A 20,425-nucleotide genomic window follows, 5' to 3' on the forward strand; every position below is an offset into this window, starting at 1 on the left:
TGCCAGGAAAAAAGAAAGGAAAGGGAAGAAGAATGAGAATTAACCATAATATTTCTGCATTAAAAGCTAATAATCAGCTGGCAAGAACCAATAAGTTACTGGATGCCAGCCTAAAAAGATTATCCTCAGGTTATCGCATCAATAGTGCGGCTGATGATTCTGCGGGACTGGCTATATCTGAGAAAATGAAAACACAGATTTCAGGTTTGGAACAGGCCTCTAGAAATGCTTCTGATGGTATTTCCGTAATACAGACTGCAGAAGGAGCTCTTATTGAAGTAGAGTCCATGCTGCAGAGAATGAGAGAATTGGCAGTGCAATCAGCCAACGGAATATACACTATTGAGGATAGAAAAGCCATTCAAGCAGAAATCGATCAGTTAAATGAAGAGATTAACCGTATTTCTGAAAATACAGAGTTTAATACAATGACTTTACTAGACGGTAATATTGATAGAAAATCATTTTCCAGTAATAATAAGGTTAATTTGATTGCCTTATCAGATACAGTAGGAATCGGAAACTATGCAATAAAAATTACACAGGATGCCAGACAGGCAGTAGTGGTAGGTGGTTCTGTGGATTTTGGTGAAGGTGATTATACACCTACAACAAGAAAAATATCTGCTTCTGAGGCAGGTTCTATTAATATAAACGGTGAAACAGTTAAGGTAAACGAAGGGGATACCGTAGACGAGGTATTCCAAAAATTAAGAGATGTATGTGATAGTGTAAATGTCAATGTGTTTGCGGCAAATAGTGATGCAGTTCCTGATACAGATACTAATCATGATTTGGCCGGATATACCAGTAAGCAGTTAGCCGGAGGAGATAAATTAATCTTTGTATCCAGGGAGTACGGTTCAGATCAGAAAATTACCATACATTGTGATAAACCGGAATTAAGCAAGTTGTTGGGGTTAACCGTAAAAGGTGTAGAAGCCAGGGGAATAGATGCGAAAGCTGAGATAGACTTAGATAAGGGTAAACCGGAATCTCTTTTTGAAAACACTGCTACTGTATCTATTCGCGGTAATAAAATCACAGTTTCTGACAGAAATAATTTTAAAATGATATTTGAAGTGGATCCGGGTTCGGTAAAAACTGAGTTTACAGATGCTACAATAAATGGCCCGGAAGATGATTTCACACAGGGGGGAATTGGTGAAGAGGAGAAATCCATTGATATAACCGTATCAGTACTAGATGCAGGTCCAATGGATCTTCAAATCGGTGCCAATGAGGGTCAGACCATGTCAATCCGCATACCTAGGGTTACCCCCAGGACTCTTGGAATTGATAAAATAAATATAGGTACCGCTGACGGAGCACAAAGGGCAATTGCTTTACTGGATAATGCCATTAATGAAGTTTCGGCCATAAGATCAAAACTGGGAGCCTATCAAAACCGCCTGGAGCATTCCATATCCAATCTTGATGTAACAGCAGAAAACATGACAGAATCTTTATCCCGTATTGAAGATGTAGATATGGCTGAGGAGATGGCAGAGTATACACAAAAAAATGTTTTGGCACAAGCCGGAACCTCCATGCTGGCACAGGCAAATATGAGGCCTCAAAATATACTATCCTTGTTACAACAATAATCAAGCATTATGTTAGAATAATGGAATAAGTACAGGAGGTATTATATGAATAAAGAGGCCATTCAATCATTTACTGCCAGGATTAGTCAGGCATCTAGAAGTGAATTGGTAGTAATCTTATATGAAATAACCTTGGCTAAAATTGAAGAGGCCGAGAAGTTTTTTAAAGATAATAATCTAAGGGAGTTTGACAGGGAACTTAGAGGGGCACAAAAATGTGTAAGTGAGCTTATGTCATCCCTAGATTATAGATACAAGATTTCCTATGACTTACAGAGCCTATATATGTATACCAATAAGCATATTATTACTGCCATAGTAAAACAAAATCCTATAAGCTTACAGTATGCAAAATCTATACTTCAGAAGTTATTAGTAGGATTTGTAGAAGTCAGTAAGGCTGATAAAAGCGGTCCTATTATGCAAAATACTCAGCAGCTTTATGCCGGCTTAACCTATTCGAAAGGAACTTTAAATGAAACATTTATTGATCCGGCTAATAAAAGCCGAGGATTTATTGCATAAGAAAGCAAACATTAAAGAATATTATTAAGGATAACAAGCTTTACATATTAGATATGCAAACAAAAAGGGTCTGTTTTAAAATGATTATACTATTTTGAAACAGACTCTTTTTGCATATAATTATGATATTACCTTAAGATTTTGATTCTATATAGTTTTTTTCGGAGGCCTTAGCTTGCTTTAGCAAGTATTTATATCGATTTTGTATAGCATTAAGCTCATAGATGCAGCTGTCAATTAAATCGGGGTCAACAACGTATTCAAACTGTGAGTATGCTGCTTCTAAAGCCATCTTTGTCTTGTTAATTTCTTTCAATAAAAAATCTTCTTTTGGGGCTTTCTTCTTGGAGAATAATCTCATTTTCACCATCACTTTCCCTAATATTTTGTTAATAGTATAGTCAAAAAACTGATCATTTATTCTGTTTACTAGAATAAAATGGATAAATATGTATATAGATATTATAGGTGTAATATATTTAGGGGAATGATGCTATGGAAAAGATTGTACTGGCTATTATTATACTTGTATGTATAGTTATTATAGGAATATGTATTGCCAAGAAGAGACCTGATTTAATAGTAGATTTTTTGCTTAGGGCTTCTTTAGGAACCGCAGGTATATATTTGTTGGATTTTATAATAGGTTTGGGAGGTTATAATGTTAACGTTGGGGTTAATGTAATTACTATATTAGCCAATGGGTTTTTAGGATTGCCTGGTTTTATTCTTCTTTATGGACTTGCCTTTTATTACTCCATGAGCTGAATTTTGTGCATTATGTCCCCTGCTAAATAGTTTTTTTGTAGAAGAATACAGAAATATTCCGTCAATATAAGGAATATATTGACAATGGATTTTAATGTGATATATTATAGACATGCCAATAAATGTAAAAGGATTAAAGGAGGGATGTATTGGAGAAATTATTGGCTATATATGACCCGGAGATTTTGTATGCCAGCAGGTTAATGGAGTATTTTAGAAAGTCAGAATGGGAAGGATTTGAGATATTACTGTTTACTGGAATGGATCACCTAACTGATTTTTTAAAATATCAAAAGCTTGAAATCTTATTGTATGGAGGGGAGGCTCTTTTAGATAAGCTATCACTGGATAATGTAAGATATATTTTTTTACTAAGCAGTAATAATAAGCCTATTAGGGATAAATATCAAAGGATTTATAAGTACCAATCTGCAAGTAAGATTAAATCAGATATTTTATCATCCTACACAAGGCTTGAAGATAATAATAAGAAAGCAGCTTATGATGATGTACGATTTATATCAATCTATCCGCCGGTTTCAGGACCTGAAAAATTAACTTTTGCTTGGTTCTTGGCAAAAGAACTATCTAATAATTATAAGGTATTGTTTATATCTATGGAGATGTTAGCCACATCCTTTATTACAGGGGATGAAGTTATAAGTCAATCTATGTCAGAGTATTTATATTATCTAAAGGAAAGTAAGGAAGGTCTAGATACTAAACTGAAATCCTATCTAAGTTATTCTGAGAAATTATCTTATCTTTCAGGATTATCCCATGGTTTTGATTTACTTTCTTTAAGCAAAGAAGATATAGTAAGATTAATGGATATGCTTAAGGAGCAGGGGGATTATGAATTAGTGATTTTCTATCTTGGATTTTATTCGGAAGCCTCCATGGAGATTCTAAATAGAAGTACTGATGTCTATATTGCCCTTTGCGACATTCCATATGAAGAATTTGTATATAAAGAATGGGAAAGACAGATGGAGCTTATAGGCCTAATAAACCATCAATGTAAATACCGTAAAATAAAACTTTCAAGCTTATATCAAGGAGCCGGGTCAAATCCTCTACATGAAATTAGTATATCTGCCATTAAACCCTTGGCAAAAGAAATGGCTAAACATATGTAATATACTAAAAGTAAAATCTATGGAAAGGAGCAACTATGGGCTGGCTTAAAGAGAAGCTAAAACAGGATGTGCTTGACAGTATAGATTTAAGCTCTGATATATCTGACCAAGAGTTGTTAAGTATTATAGATGAGGTATTACTACAAAAAAGCAGACAGAATTTTATCAGTATGCAGGAAAAAAGAAGATTACGTAGGGATATTTTTAATTCTATAAGGAAGCTGGATATTCTTCAGGATATGATAGAAGATCCTACAATTACAGAAATAATGGTAAACGGAACAAAGGATATATTTATAGAGCAAAATGGTATTATAAAAACCAGTGATAAATGTTTTGAATCTTTAGAAAAGTTAGAAGATCTTGTTCAGCAAATTGTATCCCAGTCTAATCGTATTGTAAACGCTTCTAAGCCCATTGTAGATGCCAGACTTATGGATGGATCTAGGGTAAATATAGTACTTCCTCCCGTTGCCATAGACGGACCTGTTATTACCATAAGGAAGTTTCCTAAAAACCCCATTACAATTGATCAATTAATAGAATATAAATCTATAACTAAGGAAGCAGCTGATTTTTTAGAAAAATTAGTAATCTCAGGTTATAACATATTTATCAGCGGCGGCACCGGTTCCGGTAAGACTACATTTCTTAATGTATTATCTAATTATATTCCTCATTATCAAAGAATTATAACAATAGAAGATTCGGCAGAGTTGCAGATTCGTAATATCCCCAATTTAATACGTTTGGAAGTAAGATGCGGAAATACAGAAGGGAATAATGAAATTACGATTAGGGATTTAATAAAAACTTCCCTTAGGATGCGTCCCGATAGAATTATAGTAGGAGAGGTGCGGGATGAGGCTGCCATTGACATGTTACAGGCTTTAAATACCGGACATGATGGTTCTCTTTCCACAGGCCATGCAAATTCACCCTCAGATATGTTAAGCCGGCTGGAATCTTTAGTACTACTGGGAGCAGATATACCCCTTATGGCCATACGCAGACAAATTGCTTCTGCCATAGATATAATTGTTCACCTGGGAAGATTAAGAGATAAGTCTAGAAGAGTCTTGGAAATTACAGAAGTACTGGATTTAGAAGATGGTGAAATAAAATTAAATCCCATTTTTACATTTGTTGAAAGGGGAGAAGATAAAAATATGATTATTGGCAAATTGGAAAAGACGGGTAATCTGCAAAACATCCAAAAACTTGACAGGGCAGGTATAAAGCTGTAAGGCAGGTGCTAAAGATGATTGAAAAGGAAAGTATAAGGATTATTATAGAGGGTTTTATAGGGGTAATTATATTAGGATTTCTCTTTTATAGGAGTATTATAGGAATAATTTTCTTAAGTCCTTTAATTATCTTATATTACCAAAAGAAAAGAAAGGTTATAATAGCAAAAAGAAAATTGCAGTTAAATATTGAATTTAGAGACGGAATTAACAGTCTGTCAGCTGCATTAAGTGCTGGATATAGTGTAGAACAGGGCTTTACTGAAGCATTATTAGACTTAAAAAGTATGTATCCTAAGGGAGCAATGATTATAAATGAATTTGCATATATAACTAAGCAAATTCAGATGAATATACCGGTTGAGAAAGCTTTAAGGGATTTTGCAAGTCGCAGTGGTATAGAAGATATTATAAGTTTTTCAGAAGTTTTTTCTACAGCAAAAAGGACAGGGGGCGATCTTACTAAGATTATAAAAACTACAACAGATATAATCAGTAATAAGATAGAGGTAAAAAGAGAGATTGTGACCTTAATTGCTGCAAAAAAATTTGAAGCTAACATAATGAAAATTGTTCCGGCCGGCATCTTGTGTTATCTATCCCTTTCTTCTCCGGAAATGTTAAAGCCCTTATATCATAATCTTTTTGGAATTCTTATAATGACTTTTATATTGGGGGTCTATCTTTGTAGCTATAAATTAATCGATAAAATTGTTGATATTGAAGTATAAGGAATATAAATATGTTATATGGAATCATTATAATTTTCTTTGTTATTCTCTTTTTTTTCTCCAAAAGACAAATGGGCAGTACATTTAACAGTATAGATAAAAAGAAACATAGGCTTTATTTTCTTTATCCTATGGCTAGATTTATACTTATAAGGGCCGGACTGGAGGAAAAATGCCTAAAGCAATCGGAAGTATCAAAAAATATCCGTGCCCTATATGTTTTAGAAGGTCATGAAAATCAGACAAGGCTCTATTGGTATCAAAAAACATCTCTGGTTTTATTAATTATCTTTATATTTTCAAGTCTATCTTTCTTCATTTCCATTGAAAGTTATATGAATAAATCTGTATCCTTTGATAATCATCTTATCCGGCCCGAAGAAGAAGAGGGGGATAACCGTATTCGGTTAAGGTATAAAATACAAAACAGAGAAGATCTAAAAGACTTTTATGAAGATGAAATAACTATAGAAAATAAAGCTCGAATATATTCCCATAAAGAGTGGGATGAACTGCTTAATATAGCCATTCCTTATTTGGAAAAGGAGATGCTGGGGGAAAATGAAGAAGCAAGCCATGTTCATAGGAACTTAAACTTTATTAAGAAAATTCCTAAGACAGGTATAAGTATTGAGTGGATACCTAAGGATTATAAGCTGATTGACAGCAGAGGGATTATACATAATGAGGATATGGTGGAAGATAAAGTAGAAACCTTAGTTACTGCTATACTTCGCTATCATGACAGAAAGGTAGAACATATCATACCCATAACCATAGTGCCTCCCATAATGGATAATAAGGATATACTGCAGCGTGAGCTTGAAAGTATTATCGACGAAACAAATGAGGCCACAGCTATGGATAAAAAATGGAGCTTGCCTAAAAAAATAGGAGATTACTTAGTAATTTGGGAAAGAGATGAAAAGAATATAAGCATGCCTATTTTTATATTAGGCTTAACTGGCGCTATATTAATTTGGTTTTTTTGTGATAAAGAATTAGATAATAAAATGAAATTAAGAAATAATCAGTTACTACTTGATTATCCGGAAATTATAAATAAGTTTATTCTTTTAATAAATGCCGGTATGACTATAAAACAAGCATGGAGTAAAATTGCAGAGGATTATAGGCAAAAGCTAAATAAAGGTGAAATAAACATAAGATATGCCTACGAGGAAATGCTGGTGACCTTAAATGAGCTTAAACTAGGCATTCCCGAAGCCAAAGCCTATGAGCAATATGGTAAAAGAGTAGCTTTATTGCCCTATATGAAGTTTACTTCCTTGATAGTTCAAAATCTAAGGAAGGGGAATAAAGGGCTGGCAGACTTATTAAACAATGAAGCCATGGAAGCTTTACATACTCGAAGAGAAATCAGTAGAAGGCTCGGAGAAGAAGCATCCACTAAACTTATAGGTCCCATGATAATAATGCTTTTTATAGTACTGATTATCATTATGGTACCGGCCATAATTTCAATTCGTATGTAATTTTGTCTTAAGTAAAACTTTTATAAAAGGAGAAGAAAATGATAAGAAATTTAAAAAGGTTAATAAACACTGAACTAGATGGAGTTGGGGTAATTGAAATTATTTTAATACTGGTAGTTTTAATTGGTCTGGTTATTATTTTTAGGGATCAACTGGGGGAAATTATAAGCAATATATTTGACAGGATTAATGAGGCTATAGATTCCTTTTAAAGAAAAGTAGGAGGCATAAATTTGGAAACTCTTAAAAAGGAAAGATATCTTTATGGTTCAATTACCGTGTTTTTAAGTCTTACACTATTGTTAATTTTATCCCTGCTTATGACTATTATTGAAGGGGCAAGACATCATACTGCCAGGGTTATTGCAGAAAGATCTTTAACCCTTGCTATGGATTCGGTTTTAGCAGAATTTTATGGCCCCTTTATGGATGAATATCATCTACTGGGATTAGATTCATCCTATGGTGAGCCTATATGCAGTGATTATGAAATAACTCGGAGAATAGAAGAGTATATGTCTTATACATTAACTCCAAAGTTGGGTCTTGAGAGTAATGTAAATCCGGTTGAACTTTTTGGAATTTCCATAGAATCCCTTAAGCTTAATAGCAAAACCGGACTTATGGATTATGGGGGAGATATATTTATTCATGAAATCACTGAATATATGAAATACAAAGAACTTGGAGATATTGCAGAATTCTTTTTAAATAAAGCCTCCATATTGGAGCAGCCTAAAAAGCTTAGTATCCTTTATGAAGAAAAAATAAAAGTTGAAGAAGAAATCCTAGCCATAGATGAGGGCGTTCTTGCCTTAATGAAATATATAGACGGTATATCTACCAATAAAAAGGGCTTAGTAAGATCAAAAAATACAGGACTTAAGATTGAAAGTTTCTTTGCCAAAAAAATAATGTTTGAAACTCCGACTATGGAAAGTACCGGAATTAATAATGAGAGGGTATTTTATGCCTTAGAAAAATATTACTCAAATCCTAGTAAATTATTTGTTACCGTGGACAAGGAATTTCAAAAGTTAAGTGAAATTAGCACTTATCTTGAAGACTTAGAAAAAAGCCTTCAAAAAATTCAAGGTGAGAAAGAAGAAAATACTTATCTCTTAAAACAGTTAACAAAAAACATGGATGACAGGGACGACTTAGAGGCAGATATTTTAAATTTAGAAAATAAAATATCGGAACTTGAAAGATTTGCAGATGATATAGAAGCAAATATGGCTGATTATAACAAGGAACTTATAGTCTGTACAGAAACCATAACAAAGAAGGTAAATGAACTTAATAAGTTAATATCAGGGTGTATCACAGCAGTTAAACAAGCAATTCTTCAGTTAGAGCAAATCCTTATTACCATAGAAAAAGCCCAGCCTCTAATATTATCCTACGAAAAAAATCTAGAAAATAAAAAGGAAGAGTTGAGCAAGGATATTTATGAAAGCTTACAGGAAGGCTTAGAAGAATTAAAAAAATATCAAAAGGATATTGGAACAGGATATAATTTTCCTTTGATGAAAGATATTCTTGAGAAAAATTACGAAATACTTTTAAAATCTGAAAGAAACCTTGATCAGGCTTATAAAAAGCTATCAGATAAAGACTTTGACGGGGCAAAAAGTATTTATAGTAATACTTATAGAATACTTCAAGAATATCAGACAAAAAATCTTAATCTTGACTATAGTTCTTTAGTAACCTATAAGGATAAAACCCCTGATTTTATAGGCCAATTTAAGAAGCTTCTAGAAGAAGGGATATGTGCCTTAGTGGTGGATTATGAGACCATGTCAAGCAAGGAGTTGGGTAATTTTGGGGAACTGCCGTCAAAAACAGCCGGCTTATCTAAAGAAGATGACCAATTTTCATTTTTAACCTTGTTAAATAAGCTAAATTTAGGGGGAAAAAATTCCGGTTTAGACAGTTTCTTCCAAAGTTTCGGAGATTATAGCATAGACAGTCTTTTAAAGGAGGCTATAGATAATATAGCAAAACGCTTCTTGTTAATCGAATATATAAACCAGCACTTTTATAGATTTCCCTGTGAAAATGAAAGTAAGGAGACAAAGAAACCTTCTGTACTGACATATGAAAAGGAATATTTATTGTTTGGAAAGTTAAAAGATAAGGATAATCTAGAAGATATAATTAAAAAAATTATACTGATCAGAACCCTTCTTAACTTTACATCAATCTTGACAGATAAGGAAAAATGGCAGGAGGCTAAGACTATAGCAGCAACCTTAGTGGGCTTTATGGGACTTCCTATCTTGGTTACAATTACTCAGAGTATCTTAATGTTTCTATTAGCCTTTGGGTCAGGGCTTATTGATACTAGTGCCCTGTTGATGGGTAAGGAAATTCCAATCTTAAAAAAAAGAGTAGATCTTAAATTTGCAGAGCTTTTGCTGTTAAATAAGGAATACATAGAAAAAAAGGCCGCATCCTATAAAGAAGAAAAAGGATTTTCCTATAATGATTATTTAACTTTATTCTTATATTTTACGGATTTAGATAAGCTTTCCTTTCGTATGATGGATTTAATGCAGGAAAATATTAATCTTCGCTATGGAAGTAATTTTAGAATTTCCAATTGTATTTTTGGCTTTGAGACTGAGGCGGTATTTCATATAAAGCCAATCTTTACAAGTCTGTCATTTTTAAAAAAAATTTTAAAATCTGATTTTAATCAAATTTATATAGTCCAGGGGGATTATAGTTACTAGGATTTCTAAGCCATATGCAGGTGGCTTGGGATGTCCGCTCTTCTAAAAATAATTATTCACTTCTATTAACAATTCTATTAAATCAAAAAAAATAAAGTATCTCTCTCCAGGAAATCATTTGCTAGCAAACTCAATAAATTTTAATTAGAAGAACGGACACCCCAGGCCATCTAAAATATAGCTTATTCAGGTAGTGAGTATAATGAAAAAAACAAAAAATATAAAGGGTATAAATAAGTATATTGCAAATGCTTCCCTTACTATAGAGGCCTCCTTGGTATTGCCAATATTTTTATTTTTCTTCACGGCTTTTTTGTACTTTATACAAATATTTATTGTGCAAGAAATGCTACAAAAGGCAATTACCGAAACAGGCTTAAGTATGTCAAGGGCAGCCTATATATACTCAGATTTTTATGATGTAAGTGATAGCAAAACCTTTGATGAGGCTTTGTTAGAAGAAAATATTCAAAGAGGATTTAAGGAATTATACAGGACTATTATTTATAAGGGGGCTATTAAATATGCTGTTGAAAGCAGGCTCAATCTAGATAGAATTAATAATTCCTGTATCGTAGGTGGATTTGACGGGATAGATTTTAGTAGCAGCCAGGTATTTAAATGCAGTAATGACATAGATATAGTTGCCCGCTACCGGGTCAGAATTCCAATTCGAATATTTGGAATTTATGAAATGGATATGATACAAAGGGTTAGGCTTCGGGGATGGAGCGGACATAAGATTCCGGCCCTTTATAGAGTTATTGAAGAAAACAATGGCAAGGAGGAAAGCTTTGTATATGTAACTGACAGCGGTAGCGTATATCATCTAGATAGGACTTGCTCTCATATTAGCTTATCTGTTGAGGCCATCAGTGGAAAACCCACTTGGCAGAGAAATAAAAACGGAGGCAAATATTATCCCTGTGAGTACTGTTTAAAAAATGAAGATTCCCAAGAAGAAATTTATTATATAACATCATATGGGAATCGATATCACAAAGATAAGAGCTGTCCAAAAATTAATAGAAGGGTAAGTAAAATCCCCATAACAGAAGTGGGAGAAAGGGTCCCATGTAAACGATGTGGAAGATAAATACTGGGAGGTTATATTATGTGGGAGTTTATAGTAAGGGTCTTATTGGGCTTATTTCTTATGGTAGTTGCCATTAAGGATCTTATATCTAAAAAAATATCCCTATGGATAGTGATACTTTGTATTATTCTTTTATCCATATGTATCCCCTTTTGCAAAGCATTAACTTTACTTGATAGAATCTTAGGGATATCTCTTGGACTAGGAGTATTAATATTAAGTAAAATTACAGAAGGTAAAATAGGCATGGGAGATGGTCTGGTTTTAAGTGTAACAGGTATGGGATTAGGATTTTGGAGTAATCTGGAGCTATTTGCCCTGGCTCTGGCATTTGCAGCATTATTTAGTATGTTTCTTTTAGTATTTCGTCTTGCAGGGAGAAAAAATAGTATTCCATTTTTGCCTTTTATGTTTATCTCATATTTGTTTTTATGTATCCCTGTATGGAGTGAGATAATTTAAAGCCCATATAAAGGAGTGAACTTTTGAAGAAGAAAATTCAAGGAAGCTTTACCATAGAAGCCCTGTTGCTTATGCCCATTATACTTTTTACCATATTTTTTGTTTTATATCTGTCCTTTTATTTCTATGATTATTGTAGAGTTCAGGCAGTTGCAGATCAATTTATACATAAATTATCTATTAACCTAAAACATGAGTCTGATATAAGAACAGGAAAGATTTCATATGAAAGTATTGCCAGGCAAGGGGTCTTTTATCATGCAGCAGGAAATCTAAATAATAAAAAAAATGAAATAAAAAATTACCTAGTAAATAAATTATCAAAAGGTCTTTTAATCACCAAGATTACTGATATTCAAGTATCAGCAAACATATCAGAGATTTATATTAAGATTGAGGGAAAATTACAAGTTCCCATAAGAGCAATCTCCCGGATAATTTCAAAAAAAGAAGCTTTCGTAATAGAGGCTAAAGGAAGCTTCCATTACCCTGCCGGTACAGTTCGTATTTCTGAGATTGTATTAGATTTAGGTAAAAAGATTAAGAACATTGATGAATTAAAAGAAAAAATCGAGCTACTTCTTCCCTAGTCAGTCAATATGTGGCTGTGCTAAAGGCAGTAAATAACAAAAGGAGAAGAACAATGGAGGTTAGTTATAAAAAAGATCTTCGTAATAATTATTTGGTAGTAGAAAAAAAGGATAATAATGATGAAGAGGCTTATTGTGTCCGTATGATTTTGGCAAATTCCATAACCGGTATAATAAAGCCTGAGCAAAGAAACATTGATGGTCAAATACTGTATTATTATGATATTAGCTCAAAACAGCCTTTAGATATTATATATGAAAAAAAACCCATTAATTTCAATCAAGTAAATAAGCTTTTTACGGGTTTAATAGAAATCATGGAGCAGGCCTATGAGTTTCTTTTAAACGAAAATGATTTGGTTATGGAACCGGCTCATATTTATATAGACATTTCTACAGAACAGGCAAACTTATGTTATGTACCCGGCTATAATAAAGATATCAGAAAGCAAATAGCTAATCTAATTGAGTATATTATGAATAAGATTGATTATAAGGATAAGGAGGCGGTTCTTTTAGTATATAATTTATATGCAATCTGTCGTAAGGATAGTTTTTCCTATGAAGATTTATTATCGGTAATCAGAAAAAAGAGCCGGCAAGATAGTAAGATAGAAATCGAAGAAATTGGTAAGGGAGAAAGGGAAGAGAGTAAACCGGAAGCTGCCATAAAGGATCAAATCCCCAATGAGCAAATTCCGGTTATGATGGAGAAGATATTGGATGATCAGGAACATTATTATTTTCCCTTAAAAACTTATATCTATACAGGTATTTGTTGTCTATGTTTTATATTTACATTAATTTTAAGTATAAAAAGTAAATTAATATATACCTTTTTTGGTACTAGGATAGACTATAGTAAGTTTATGGTTTTATTACTTATTTTATTATGTATAATGGGATACGTATTAAGAAAAATATGGGATAAGAAAAATCGTCTTACAAAACTAATCAGGAAGGAAGAATATATAGATCCAAGGAAAGAAGATATAAGTTTAAAGGCATCAATTGAAGACTGTTTGGATGAAACCTTGTCAAAATCTAATAGGGATTTACTAAATAATAATGATAGTGATATTTTAAATCCTACGGTTTTATTAAATGAAGCTAGGGTATGTAAATGTTATCTTGAACCTATAAATCATAAAATCAATAAAATTATAGAAATGGATAATTTTCCTTTTGTAATAGGAAAGTATAAAAATAATGTGGACTACCTACTTGATAAGGAAGTAGTCAGTAGATATCATCTTAAGATTACCATGGAAGATGATAAGTATTACATAACTGATTTAAACTCCACCAATGGAACTTATCTAAATGAAAAACCCCTGCCTTGTTATAAAAAACATGAGATTGTAAGTGGAGATGAAGTTTCCATTGCAGGCATTAAGTATATATTTAGATTAGATAAGTAAATAATAAATTAATTTTGATTAAAAAGTGATGTATAGAATTAATAAGGGTACTTTACATCACTTTTTTGTCATTTATATGTATTGTAAATGTCAGGTTAGGAATGTTACAATAATAATAATATTTGAGTAATGATAATTGGGGGTAATAAAATGAAAAAATATGTGATGGCATTGGATCAGGGGACAACCAGCTCTCGCTGTATTATTTTTGATAAATCAGGAAAAATAAAAAGCATGGCAGGCAAAGAATTTACCCAGATATATCCTAAAGCCGGATGGGTAGAGCATAATCCTATGGAAATATGGTCTTCTCAAATATCTGTTGCAACCGAAGCCATGGCTAAGCTAGGTATAGAGGCAGGTGAAATAGCCTCTATCGGCATAACTAATCAAAGAGAGACTACAATTATATGGAATAAAAACACTGGGCAGCCCATATATAATGCTATAGTTTGGCAGTGTAGAAGAACATCTGATATGATAGATGAATTAAAGGAAAAAGGTTTAGAACCTTATATAAGGGAGACCACAGGCCTTATTCCTGATGCTTACTTTTCAGCTACAAAAATCAAATGGATATTGGATAATGTACCGGGGGCAAGAAAAGAAGCTGAAAAAGGGAATCTATTATTCGGAACCGTTGATTCATGGTTGATTTGGAATTTGACCAAGGGTAAAGTTTTTGTAACAGATTATACCAATGCTTCAAGAACTATGATGTTTGACATAAAAAAGCTTAAATGGGATGAAAGAATATTAAGAGAGCTTAATATACCTTATTCCATGCTTCCTGAAGTTAAGCCCTCAAGTTATACTTATGGATATACAGACAAATCACTTTTTGGAGAAGAGATTCCAATTTCAGGGGCAGCAGGAGATCAGCAGGCAGCCTTATTTGGCCAATGTTGTTTTGAAAAAGGAGAGGCTAAAAACACCTATGGAACCGGTTGCTTTTTATTGATGAATACAGGAGAAGAAGTGGTTAAATCAAAGCAGGGGCTACTTACAACAATAGCAGCCTGTACTGATGATAAAGTCATTTATGCATTAGAGGGCAGTGTCTTTGTAGCCGGAGCGGCTATTCAGTGGTTAAGGGATGAATTAAGACTTATCCATACTGCTTCTGAAAGCGAAAAATATGCATATGAAGTAAATGATACAAATGGTATTTATGTAGTACCGGCCTTTACAGGACTTGGAGCACCTTATTGGGATCAATATGCTAGGGGAGCTATTGTAGGTATTACCAGAGGCTGTAACCGAGAGCATATTATCCGTGCCACACTAGAATCCATAGCCTATCAGACATATGATGTAATTAAAGCTATGGAGAGCGATTTAGATGGAAGCTTAAAAACCTTACGAGTAGATGGAGGGGCTAGTGTTAATAACTTTTTAATGCAGTTTCAAGCCGACATTTTAAATACTCAGGTACTAAGACCTGAATGTATTGAAACCACAGCCTTAGGTGCAGCATATTTGGCAGGTCTTTCTGTTGGATTTTGGAAGGATAAAGAGGAAATAAAGAAAAATTGGGCTTTATCTAAAACCTTTGAACCTAATATGGACGAAAAAAGTAGAGAGGAACTTATAAAAGGTTGGCGTAAGGCCGTTAATAGATCTTTTAACTGGGAAAAAGAATAGGATAGGATAATAATATCATGAAGATAGAAGATGGTATAATAAAACAACTGGCCGATCAAGGGTATCTAAAGCTAAATATAAAGATTAGCAATATGGATTTATTTTATCGAGCGGATGCTTTTAGTACAGATATTGTTCTGCTTCTTCGTGTTATTTCGGGAAAGGAAATAACCGTTGAAGAATATAAGTTAATAATTAATAATGTTAAAAATCATTTTACTCAGGCTGGTTTTTCAGATATACATCTTTTAGGGCTTATTATTACAGCCATGCCTAAGAAAGCTAAGCAATACTGCCTAGAAGAGGATGATCATTTTATTATTGATTTATGGAATAGGCAGCTTATTGTTTATGAAAATCAATCTCCATATTTTTCAGAATTAATAAGCATAGTCGAAGATATTATCCATGACCTATCTTATGATACTGGGATTAATAAAAAGGGATATTATAAGGACGATAACCGTAAGGTACAATGGATAACATTATTTAACACCTTATTTATTGTAATAAACATTATTATTTATCTGCTTGTCCATCATACTAGTATTTTAGGTGAAACTGATTTTGTATTGCATAGGGGGGCCCTCTCTTGGTACTTAATAAAAGAGAAGGGGGAACATTACAGAATACTAAGCTCCATGTTCCTACATTCTGATTTTGAACATTTAGCAAATAATATGCTGGTTTTGTTTTTTGTAGGAGATAATCTGGAGCGGGCCGTAGGTAAAATTAAGTATTTGATTATTTATTTTGGTTCCGGCATCATTGCAGGTCTTTCTTCTATCAGCTATAATATGCTAAAAAGAGAATTTGTAATGTCCATAGGAGCTTCCGGTGCCATTTTTGGTATTGTTGGAGCTATGGGATATATTCTCTTAATTAATAAAGGTCGTGTAAAGAACACCAGTAGCATACAGATAGTTTTATTTACTGTATTTAGTCTTTACGGTGGAGTTGCTAATGCCAATATTGATAACGTAGCTCACATCGGTGGCTTTATAGGAGGAGTAATTTTAGCCTTTCTTTTATATGGAAAACCAAAAAGGCAAATGGAGGCTAAGGGCGGTTATACATACCAAAGCGGACAGGAGGAAGATTAATATATGAAAATTAATATATATTATGGGGGAAGGGGTTTAATTGAGGATCCTACCATATATGTAATTAATAAGCTGACCGAAGTGCTAGAAGAGTTAAGGGTCGATGTCAGCAGATATAATTTGTATGAAGAGAAAAACTCCATTGCTATGCTTCCTAAAACATTAAAGGATGCAGATGGTGTAATACTGGCCACCACTGTAGAATGGATGGGAATAGGAGGCTTAATGCAGCAATTTTTAGATGCTTGCTGGCTATATGGAGATAAGGAGAAAATAGAAAAGTTATACATGCTACCGGTAGTTACGGCCAGCACCTATGGAGAAAGAGAAGCTCAACTAACCCTAATACAGGCTTGGGGTATGCTTGGGGGAGTCACCTATGACGGTTTATCAGCTTACGTAGAAGATTACTTAGAATTTGAAACAAATCGGGAGTATGCTATAACTATTGAAAAGAAAGCAGAATCCTTTTATAGGGTTATAAATCAAGAAAGAAGGATGCTTCCTGCCAGTAATATAGTAATTAGGCAGAATTTGCTTAAAAGCAATTCTATGATACTTACTCCTCAAGAAAGTGAGCAACTTTCCATTTATGCCTCCGATGATGTATATGTAAAAAAGCAAAAACAAGATATAGAGGAGCTTACCAGGATTTACAAGGAAATGTTGGAGGGTGCAGGGGATAACGATAGCTATCAAGAATTTATTCCAAATTTAAAAGAAAATTTTTGTCCCATGGAAGATTTTAAAGCCTCCTATGCAATTGACCTTACGGATATTAATAAAACCCTGGTAGTTGAGGTTGACGGAAGTATGCTAAATTGCTATTACGGCAAAAAAGCCGATGCAGATGTTATTGCAAAAACAAGCAGGGAAGTAATGAATAGTCTAATTCTTGGGAAAATCACCTTCCAAGGAGCCTTTATGTCCGGAAAACTTACGGCAAAAGGAAATTTTAAAACTCTTCGTAGCTTCGATCAGGTATTTTCCTTTAAATAAATAATTTTATAGGGGCAGAAGTATAGTAAAGCTGGTTAAGGCATCAGAGGAAGAAACCCTAATACTTCCTAAATGATTTTCTATAATGAATTTGGCTAAAGCAAGGCCTATACCGGTTCCGCCTTTTTTATGGGTTACGAAAGGTTTAAAGATTTCATCTATTTCATCCTCAGGGATGGGCTTGCCATTATTATTTATTTGTATAGATAGTAAGGGATGAGCACTGGTGGAGTCAATATTTATAAGTACTTCTATATAATTACCCTCATTTGTTGCTTCTAAGGCATTTTTTAAAAGGTTGGATATTGCCTGCTTTATCTTAGTAGCATCACAGGGGTAGGAAGAAATACTTTGTTCACACTCCGGAGAGGCTTTAATATAAAGTTGCTTTTTTTGATTAACCGCTTGAGGCATATAATTATCTACCAAATCCTGTATTAAACTTAAAAGATTACTTTCTTGAATATTAAGGGTTGTACAGGAGTTTAGGAGGGAAGCATCAGATATCATCTTCTCCATATCATTAATAAGTTCGAATATCTGATTCCAATATTTATAATCCTTAGTTTCGGGATGTTTCATCTCTATGTACTGAAGTGTCCCTTTAATAAGTGATAAGGGATTTCTAAGTTCATGAATAAACATTGAAATTGTCCTTTTGTGTTTTTCCATTATTGCTTGAATTGCCTCTTCGGTAATAGGGTTTATTTCTTGGTTCATACAGTCTCCTTTCCGGGTTTGAATATATACCCTATTCTTTGAAAATTTTTACAACGCCAATATAATATTATCAAAGAATGTTAAAAATTGCAATTAAAACATGATGAACTATAATAGGAGGGATTTTATGGACAACTGTATTTTTTGTAAGATTATAAGTGGAGATATTCCATCATCAGTGCTATATGAGGACGAAGCTTTTAAGGTAATTATGGACATATCCCCGGCAGCCAAAGGACATGCCATTATAATTCCCAAGAAGCACTTTGCCAACCTTTTTGAATTAGAGGATGATTTTGCAAATAAGCTACTGATAGTAGCGAAAAAAGTGGCTAAGGCAATGAAGAAGGAACTTGAATGTGACGGTATTAATCTTCTTCAGAACAATGGTGAAGCTGCGGGACAAAGCGTCTTCCATATACATTTTCATTTGATACCAAGATACCATGATGATAAAGTTAAAATAACATGGACACCGGGCCAATATAAAGATGGTGAGGCAAAAGAACTTGCCGATAAAATTGCAAGACATATTAGTTAATTAAAGAGCCATTGTATTCCTACACAAGGACTATAACATTGTGTAGGAATATAAATGGCTCTTAAAATTTAATCATTTTATAATTGGGTCTCTTTAATTAAGTTCATAATTACATCTATAGAATCATTAAGCTTGCTTTTCTTCATAGCCTCAATATAGCTGTGTTTGTTATTTATAACAGTTTGAATTGCTTCCATTAGGCTGCTGACACTAAGATCTTCTTCCTTAATTACATAGGAATAGCCTTGGGATTCAAAAGATTCTGCATTGAGGATTTGGTCTCCTCTGCTGGCTTTTAGGCTTAAGGGAATTAATATATTAGGAATCTTCAGAGCTAGTATTTCACATATGGCATTTGCTCCGGCTCTTGATATAACAAGGTTTGCAGCAGCAAATAAGTCACTTAGCTCTTTTTTAATATATTCAAATTGGGCATATCCTTCTAGGTTGTCTAGTTTCGGATCAAGGTTTCCCTTACCACAAAGATGAACAACTTGAAAATCCCTTAAGAGAGTAGGAAGCATACCCCTTATCACGTCATTTATTACCTTGGACCCGGAACTGCCGCCAATAACCAATATAACCGGTTTGTTGGCTGTGAAACCGCAAAAATCCAAGCCTTTTATCTTATTACCGGAGAAAAGCTCCTTACGTATGGGAGTACCGGTAAGAACAGCTTTTTTTTGAGGAATATGATTCATGGTTTCCGGGAAGTTTACACATACCTTTTGGGCAGCAGGAATTGCAATTTTATTGGCAAGACCCGGTGTCATATCAGATTCGTGAATAATAATAGGGATTTTACACCTTTTAGCGGCCAAAACCACCGGAACAGTTACAAAGCCTCCTTTTGAAAAGAGTATGTCCGGTTTAATTTTTTTAAGAATTTTATAAGCCTCAAAATATCCTTTTAAAACCTTAAAGGGATCGGTAAAGTTTTTTAAATCCAAGTATCTTCTTAGTTTACCCGAAGAAATACCGTAGTAAGGAATATCGTATTCTTTAATAAGTTTCCGTTCGATACCCTTATAGGATCCGATATAGTGAATATCATAGCCTTCTTTTTTTAGAGCCGGCAACATAGCAATACATGGGGTAACATGACCTGCTGTACCACCGCCGGTTAAAACAATACGCTTCATTTTGAAGACCTCCATTTCATTAAGGCTTTAGCCAGCTGATCTGGGCAGGAAGTGGCTTTATTTCCGCAGGTGGTTCCCATAAGTCTTTCTATAACGTCATCTACTTTCATTCCTACTAAGAGTCGGGACAAGCCGCTGGCATTTCCCGCACAACCCTTATGAAATTGAACAGATTTAATGATTCCGTTATCTTCTATGTCGATATGAATTTCAGTACAGCAAACCCCTGAGGTCTTGTATACCATGGAATCACACCCTTTCTTTAGATTGAATCATATCGTACATGGATTTTTTAGTTAAGTAATTTATGTACCATGTCCATTACCATACATAATCGACTACATTTTATCTTACAAAATTAATTTTTGCAAATACTTTTTAAGAGTATAACATGTTATTTATTTCAAATCTATACAAACAAGCGTTTGAATAATTGAAAAGTGCATGGTATAA

General features: G+C 33.6%; 21 protein-coding genes. 17 read left to right on the forward strand and 4 right to left on the reverse strand.

The window, feature by feature from the left end; translation table 11 throughout:
• The first annotated feature begins 32 nt into the window (after window positions 1-32).
• A complete protein-coding gene (locus tag SD1D_RS12530) occupies window positions 33-1,607 on the forward strand; it encodes a flagellin N-terminal helical domain-containing protein (protein ID WP_058257058.1) in 1,575 nt (524 codons plus the stop codon).
• A gap of 45 nt (window positions 1,608-1,652) precedes the next feature.
• Entirely contained in the window at window positions 1,653-2,132 is a 480-nt protein-coding gene (locus tag SD1D_RS00190; protein ID WP_058257059.1) for a flagellar export chaperone FliS, read from the forward strand.
• 133 nt (window positions 2,133-2,265) lie between these two features.
• On the opposite strand, the gene SD1D_RS00195 is transcribed toward SD1D_RS00190, so the two are convergent.
• Complete coding sequence (locus SD1D_RS00195; protein ID WP_058257060.1) at window positions 2,266-2,493, reverse strand: YaaL family protein; 228 nt, start codon at window positions 2,491-2,493, stop codon at window positions 2,266-2,268.
• A gap of 134 nt (window positions 2,494-2,627) precedes the next feature.
• Between SD1D_RS00195 and SD1D_RS00200 the strand changes: the two genes are divergently transcribed.
• The 14 genes from SD1D_RS00200 to SD1D_RS00265 all read left to right on the forward strand — a co-directional run bounded on the left by SD1D_RS00200 (window position 2,628) and on the right by SD1D_RS00265 (window position 17,569).
• Window positions 2,628-2,900: a pro-sigmaK processing inhibitor BofA family protein gene (locus SD1D_RS00200; protein WP_058257061.1), complete on the forward strand. Its 273-nt coding sequence runs from the start codon at window positions 2,628-2,630 to the stop codon at window positions 2,898-2,900.
• A gap of 149 nt (window positions 2,901-3,049) precedes the next feature.
• On the forward strand, window positions 3,050-4,039 hold the full coding sequence (locus SD1D_RS00205) for a P-loop NTPase family protein (protein ID WP_058257062.1): 990 nt from the start codon (window positions 3,050-3,052) through the stop codon (window positions 4,037-4,039).
• A gap of 35 nt (window positions 4,040-4,074) precedes the next feature.
• Window positions 4,075-5,286 carry a CpaF family protein gene (locus SD1D_RS00210; RefSeq protein WP_058257063.1) on the forward strand — a complete coding sequence of 404 codons (1,212 nt, stop codon included), beginning with the start codon at window positions 4,075-4,077 and terminating at the stop codon, window positions 5,284-5,286.
• A gap of 14 nt (window positions 5,287-5,300) precedes the next feature.
• Window positions 5,301-6,017, forward strand: coding sequence for a type II secretion system F family protein (locus tag SD1D_RS00215; protein ID WP_058257064.1), 717 nt, complete (start codon window positions 5,301-5,303; stop codon window positions 6,015-6,017).
• Between the two features lie 11 nt (window positions 6,018-6,028).
• A complete protein-coding gene (locus tag SD1D_RS00220) occupies window positions 6,029-7,513 on the forward strand; it encodes a hypothetical protein (RefSeq protein WP_058257065.1) in 1,485 nt (494 codons plus the stop codon).
• Window positions 7,514-7,551: 38 nt separating this feature from the next.
• The gene (locus SD1D_RS00225; protein ID WP_087758699.1) at window positions 7,552-7,725 is read left to right on the forward strand and encodes a Flp1 family type IVb pilin; all 174 of its coding nucleotides are present in this window, start codon (window positions 7,552-7,554) and stop codon (window positions 7,723-7,725) included.
• Between the two features lie 21 nt (window positions 7,726-7,746).
• A complete protein-coding gene (locus SD1D_RS00230) occupies window positions 7,747-10,254 on the forward strand; it encodes a DUF5702 domain-containing protein (protein ID WP_058257066.1) in 2,508 nt (835 codons plus the stop codon).
• A 202-nt stretch (window positions 10,255-10,456) separates the two neighbouring features.
• Window positions 10,457-11,350 (forward strand): TadE family protein, encoded by an 894-nt coding sequence (locus tag SD1D_RS00235; protein ID WP_058257067.1) that lies wholly within the window; start codon window positions 10,457-10,459, stop codon window positions 11,348-11,350.
• An 18-nt stretch (window positions 11,351-11,368) separates the two neighbouring features.
• On the forward strand, window positions 11,369-11,812 hold the full coding sequence (locus SD1D_RS00240; RefSeq protein ID WP_058257068.1) for an A24 family peptidase: 444 nt from the start codon (window positions 11,369-11,371) through the stop codon (window positions 11,810-11,812).
• Between the two features lie 23 nt (window positions 11,813-11,835).
• Window positions 11,836-12,402 (forward strand): TadE family protein, encoded by a 567-nt coding sequence (locus SD1D_RS00245; RefSeq protein WP_058257069.1) that lies wholly within the window; start codon window positions 11,836-11,838, stop codon window positions 12,400-12,402.
• Between the two features lie 53 nt (window positions 12,403-12,455).
• Window positions 12,456-13,823 carry a DUF6382 domain-containing protein gene (locus SD1D_RS00250; protein ID WP_058257070.1) on the forward strand — a complete coding sequence of 456 codons (1,368 nt, stop codon included), beginning with the start codon at window positions 12,456-12,458 and terminating at the stop codon, window positions 13,821-13,823.
• A gap of 150 nt (window positions 13,824-13,973) precedes the next feature.
• Window positions 13,974-15,467 (forward strand): glycerol kinase GlpK, encoded by a 1,494-nt coding sequence (gene glpK / locus SD1D_RS00255; protein ID WP_058257071.1) that lies wholly within the window; start codon window positions 13,974-13,976, stop codon window positions 15,465-15,467.
• A 17-nt stretch (window positions 15,468-15,484) separates the two neighbouring features.
• Window positions 15,485-16,570 carry a rhomboid family intramembrane serine protease gene (locus tag SD1D_RS00260; RefSeq protein ID WP_058257072.1) on the forward strand — a complete coding sequence of 362 codons (1,086 nt, stop codon included), beginning with the start codon at window positions 15,485-15,487 and terminating at the stop codon, window positions 16,568-16,570.
• A gap of 3 nt (window positions 16,571-16,573) precedes the next feature.
• On the forward strand, window positions 16,574-17,569 hold the full coding sequence (locus SD1D_RS00265; RefSeq protein ID WP_058257073.1) for an SCP2 sterol-binding domain-containing protein: 996 nt from the start codon (window positions 16,574-16,576) through the stop codon (window positions 17,567-17,569).
• A 6-nt stretch (window positions 17,570-17,575) separates the two neighbouring features.
• Here SD1D_RS00265 and SD1D_RS00270 read toward each other — a convergent pair whose 3' ends face one another.
• Window positions 17,576-18,289, reverse strand: coding sequence for a sensor histidine kinase (locus SD1D_RS00270; RefSeq protein WP_058257074.1), 714 nt, complete (start codon window positions 18,287-18,289; stop codon window positions 17,576-17,578).
• A gap of 127 nt (window positions 18,290-18,416) precedes the next feature.
• Here SD1D_RS00270 and SD1D_RS00275 point away from each other — a divergent pair, with 127 nt between their 5' ends.
• A complete protein-coding gene (locus SD1D_RS00275) occupies window positions 18,417-18,830 on the forward strand; it encodes an HIT family protein (RefSeq protein WP_058257075.1) in 414 nt (137 codons plus the stop codon).
• A 77-nt stretch (window positions 18,831-18,907) separates the two neighbouring features.
• Here SD1D_RS00275 and SD1D_RS00280 read toward each other — a convergent pair whose 3' ends face one another.
• Both SD1D_RS00280 and SD1D_RS00285 read right to left on the reverse strand, forming a co-directional pair.
• Entirely contained in the window at window positions 18,908-19,972 is a 1,065-nt protein-coding gene (locus SD1D_RS00280) for an undecaprenyldiphospho-muramoylpentapeptide beta-N-acetylglucosaminyltransferase (RefSeq protein WP_058257076.1), read from the reverse strand.
• Complete coding sequence (locus SD1D_RS00285; protein WP_058257077.1) at window positions 19,969-20,217, reverse strand: TIGR03905 family TSCPD domain-containing protein; 249 nt, start codon at window positions 20,215-20,217, stop codon at window positions 19,969-19,971. The genes SD1D_RS00280 and SD1D_RS00285 overlap by 4 nt, the downstream gene beginning before the upstream one ends.
• Window positions 20,218-20,425 lie beyond the last annotated feature (208 nt).

It is taken from the genome of Herbinix luporum, from assembly GCF_900070325.1.
GTDB lineage: Bacteria > Bacillota > Clostridia > Lachnospirales > Lachnospiraceae > Mobilitalea > Mobilitalea luporum.

Excerpts from the sequence above, each read along its gene's own strand:
- SD1D_RS00235 (WP_058257067.1), top strand. The coding sequence starts at position 10,457 with ATGAAAAAAACAAAAAATATAAAGGGTATAAATAAGTATATTGCAAAT.
- SD1D_RS00240 (WP_058257068.1), top strand. The coding sequence starts at position 11,369 with ATGTGGGAGTTTATAGTAAGGGTCTTATTGGGCTTATTTCTTATGGTA.
- SD1D_RS00250 (WP_058257070.1), top strand. The coding sequence starts at position 12,456 with ATGGAGGTTAGTTATAAAAAAGATCTTCGTAATAATTATTTGGTAGTA.
- SD1D_RS00200 (WP_058257061.1), top strand. The coding sequence starts at position 2,628 with ATGGAAAAGATTGTACTGGCTATTATTATACTTGTATGTATAGTTATT.
- SD1D_RS00210 (WP_058257063.1), top strand. The coding sequence starts at position 4,075 with ATGGGCTGGCTTAAAGAGAAGCTAAAACAGGATGTGCTTGACAGTATA.
- SD1D_RS00215 (WP_058257064.1), top strand. The coding sequence starts at position 5,301 with ATGATTGAAAAGGAAAGTATAAGGATTATTATAGAGGGTTTTATAGGG.
- SD1D_RS00190 (WP_058257059.1), top strand. The coding sequence starts at position 1,653 with ATGAATAAAGAGGCCATTCAATCATTTACTGCCAGGATTAGTCAGGCA.
- SD1D_RS12530 (WP_058257058.1), top strand. The coding sequence starts at position 33 with ATGAGAATTAACCATAATATTTCTGCATTAAAAGCTAATAATCAGCTG.
- glpK (WP_058257071.1), top strand. The coding sequence starts at position 13,974 with ATGAAAAAATATGTGATGGCATTGGATCAGGGGACAACCAGCTCTCGC.
- SD1D_RS00275 (WP_058257075.1), top strand. The coding sequence starts at position 18,417 with ATGGACAACTGTATTTTTTGTAAGATTATAAGTGGAGATATTCCATCA.
- SD1D_RS00280 (WP_058257076.1), bottom strand. The coding sequence starts at position 19,972 with ATGAAGCGTATTGTTTTAACCGGCGGTGGTACAGCAGGTCATGTTACC.
- SD1D_RS00270 (WP_058257074.1), bottom strand. The coding sequence starts at position 18,289 with ATGAACCAAGAAATAAACCCTATTACCGAAGAGGCAATTCAAGCAATA.
- SD1D_RS00265 (WP_058257073.1), top strand. The coding sequence starts at position 16,574 with ATGAAAATTAATATATATTATGGGGGAAGGGGTTTAATTGAGGATCCT.
- SD1D_RS00220 (WP_058257065.1), top strand. The coding sequence starts at position 6,029 with ATGTTATATGGAATCATTATAATTTTCTTTGTTATTCTCTTTTTTTTC.
- SD1D_RS00195 (WP_058257060.1), bottom strand. The coding sequence starts at position 2,493 with ATGAGATTATTCTCCAAGAAGAAAGCCCCAAAAGAAGATTTTTTATTG.
- SD1D_RS00225 (WP_087758699.1), top strand. The coding sequence starts at position 7,552 with ATGATAAGAAATTTAAAAAGGTTAATAAACACTGAACTAGATGGAGTT.
- SD1D_RS00285 (WP_058257077.1), bottom strand. The coding sequence starts at position 20,217 with ATGGTATACAAGACCTCAGGGGTTTGCTGTACTGAAATTCATATCGAC.
- SD1D_RS00260 (WP_058257072.1), top strand. The coding sequence starts at position 15,485 with ATGAAGATAGAAGATGGTATAATAAAACAACTGGCCGATCAAGGGTAT.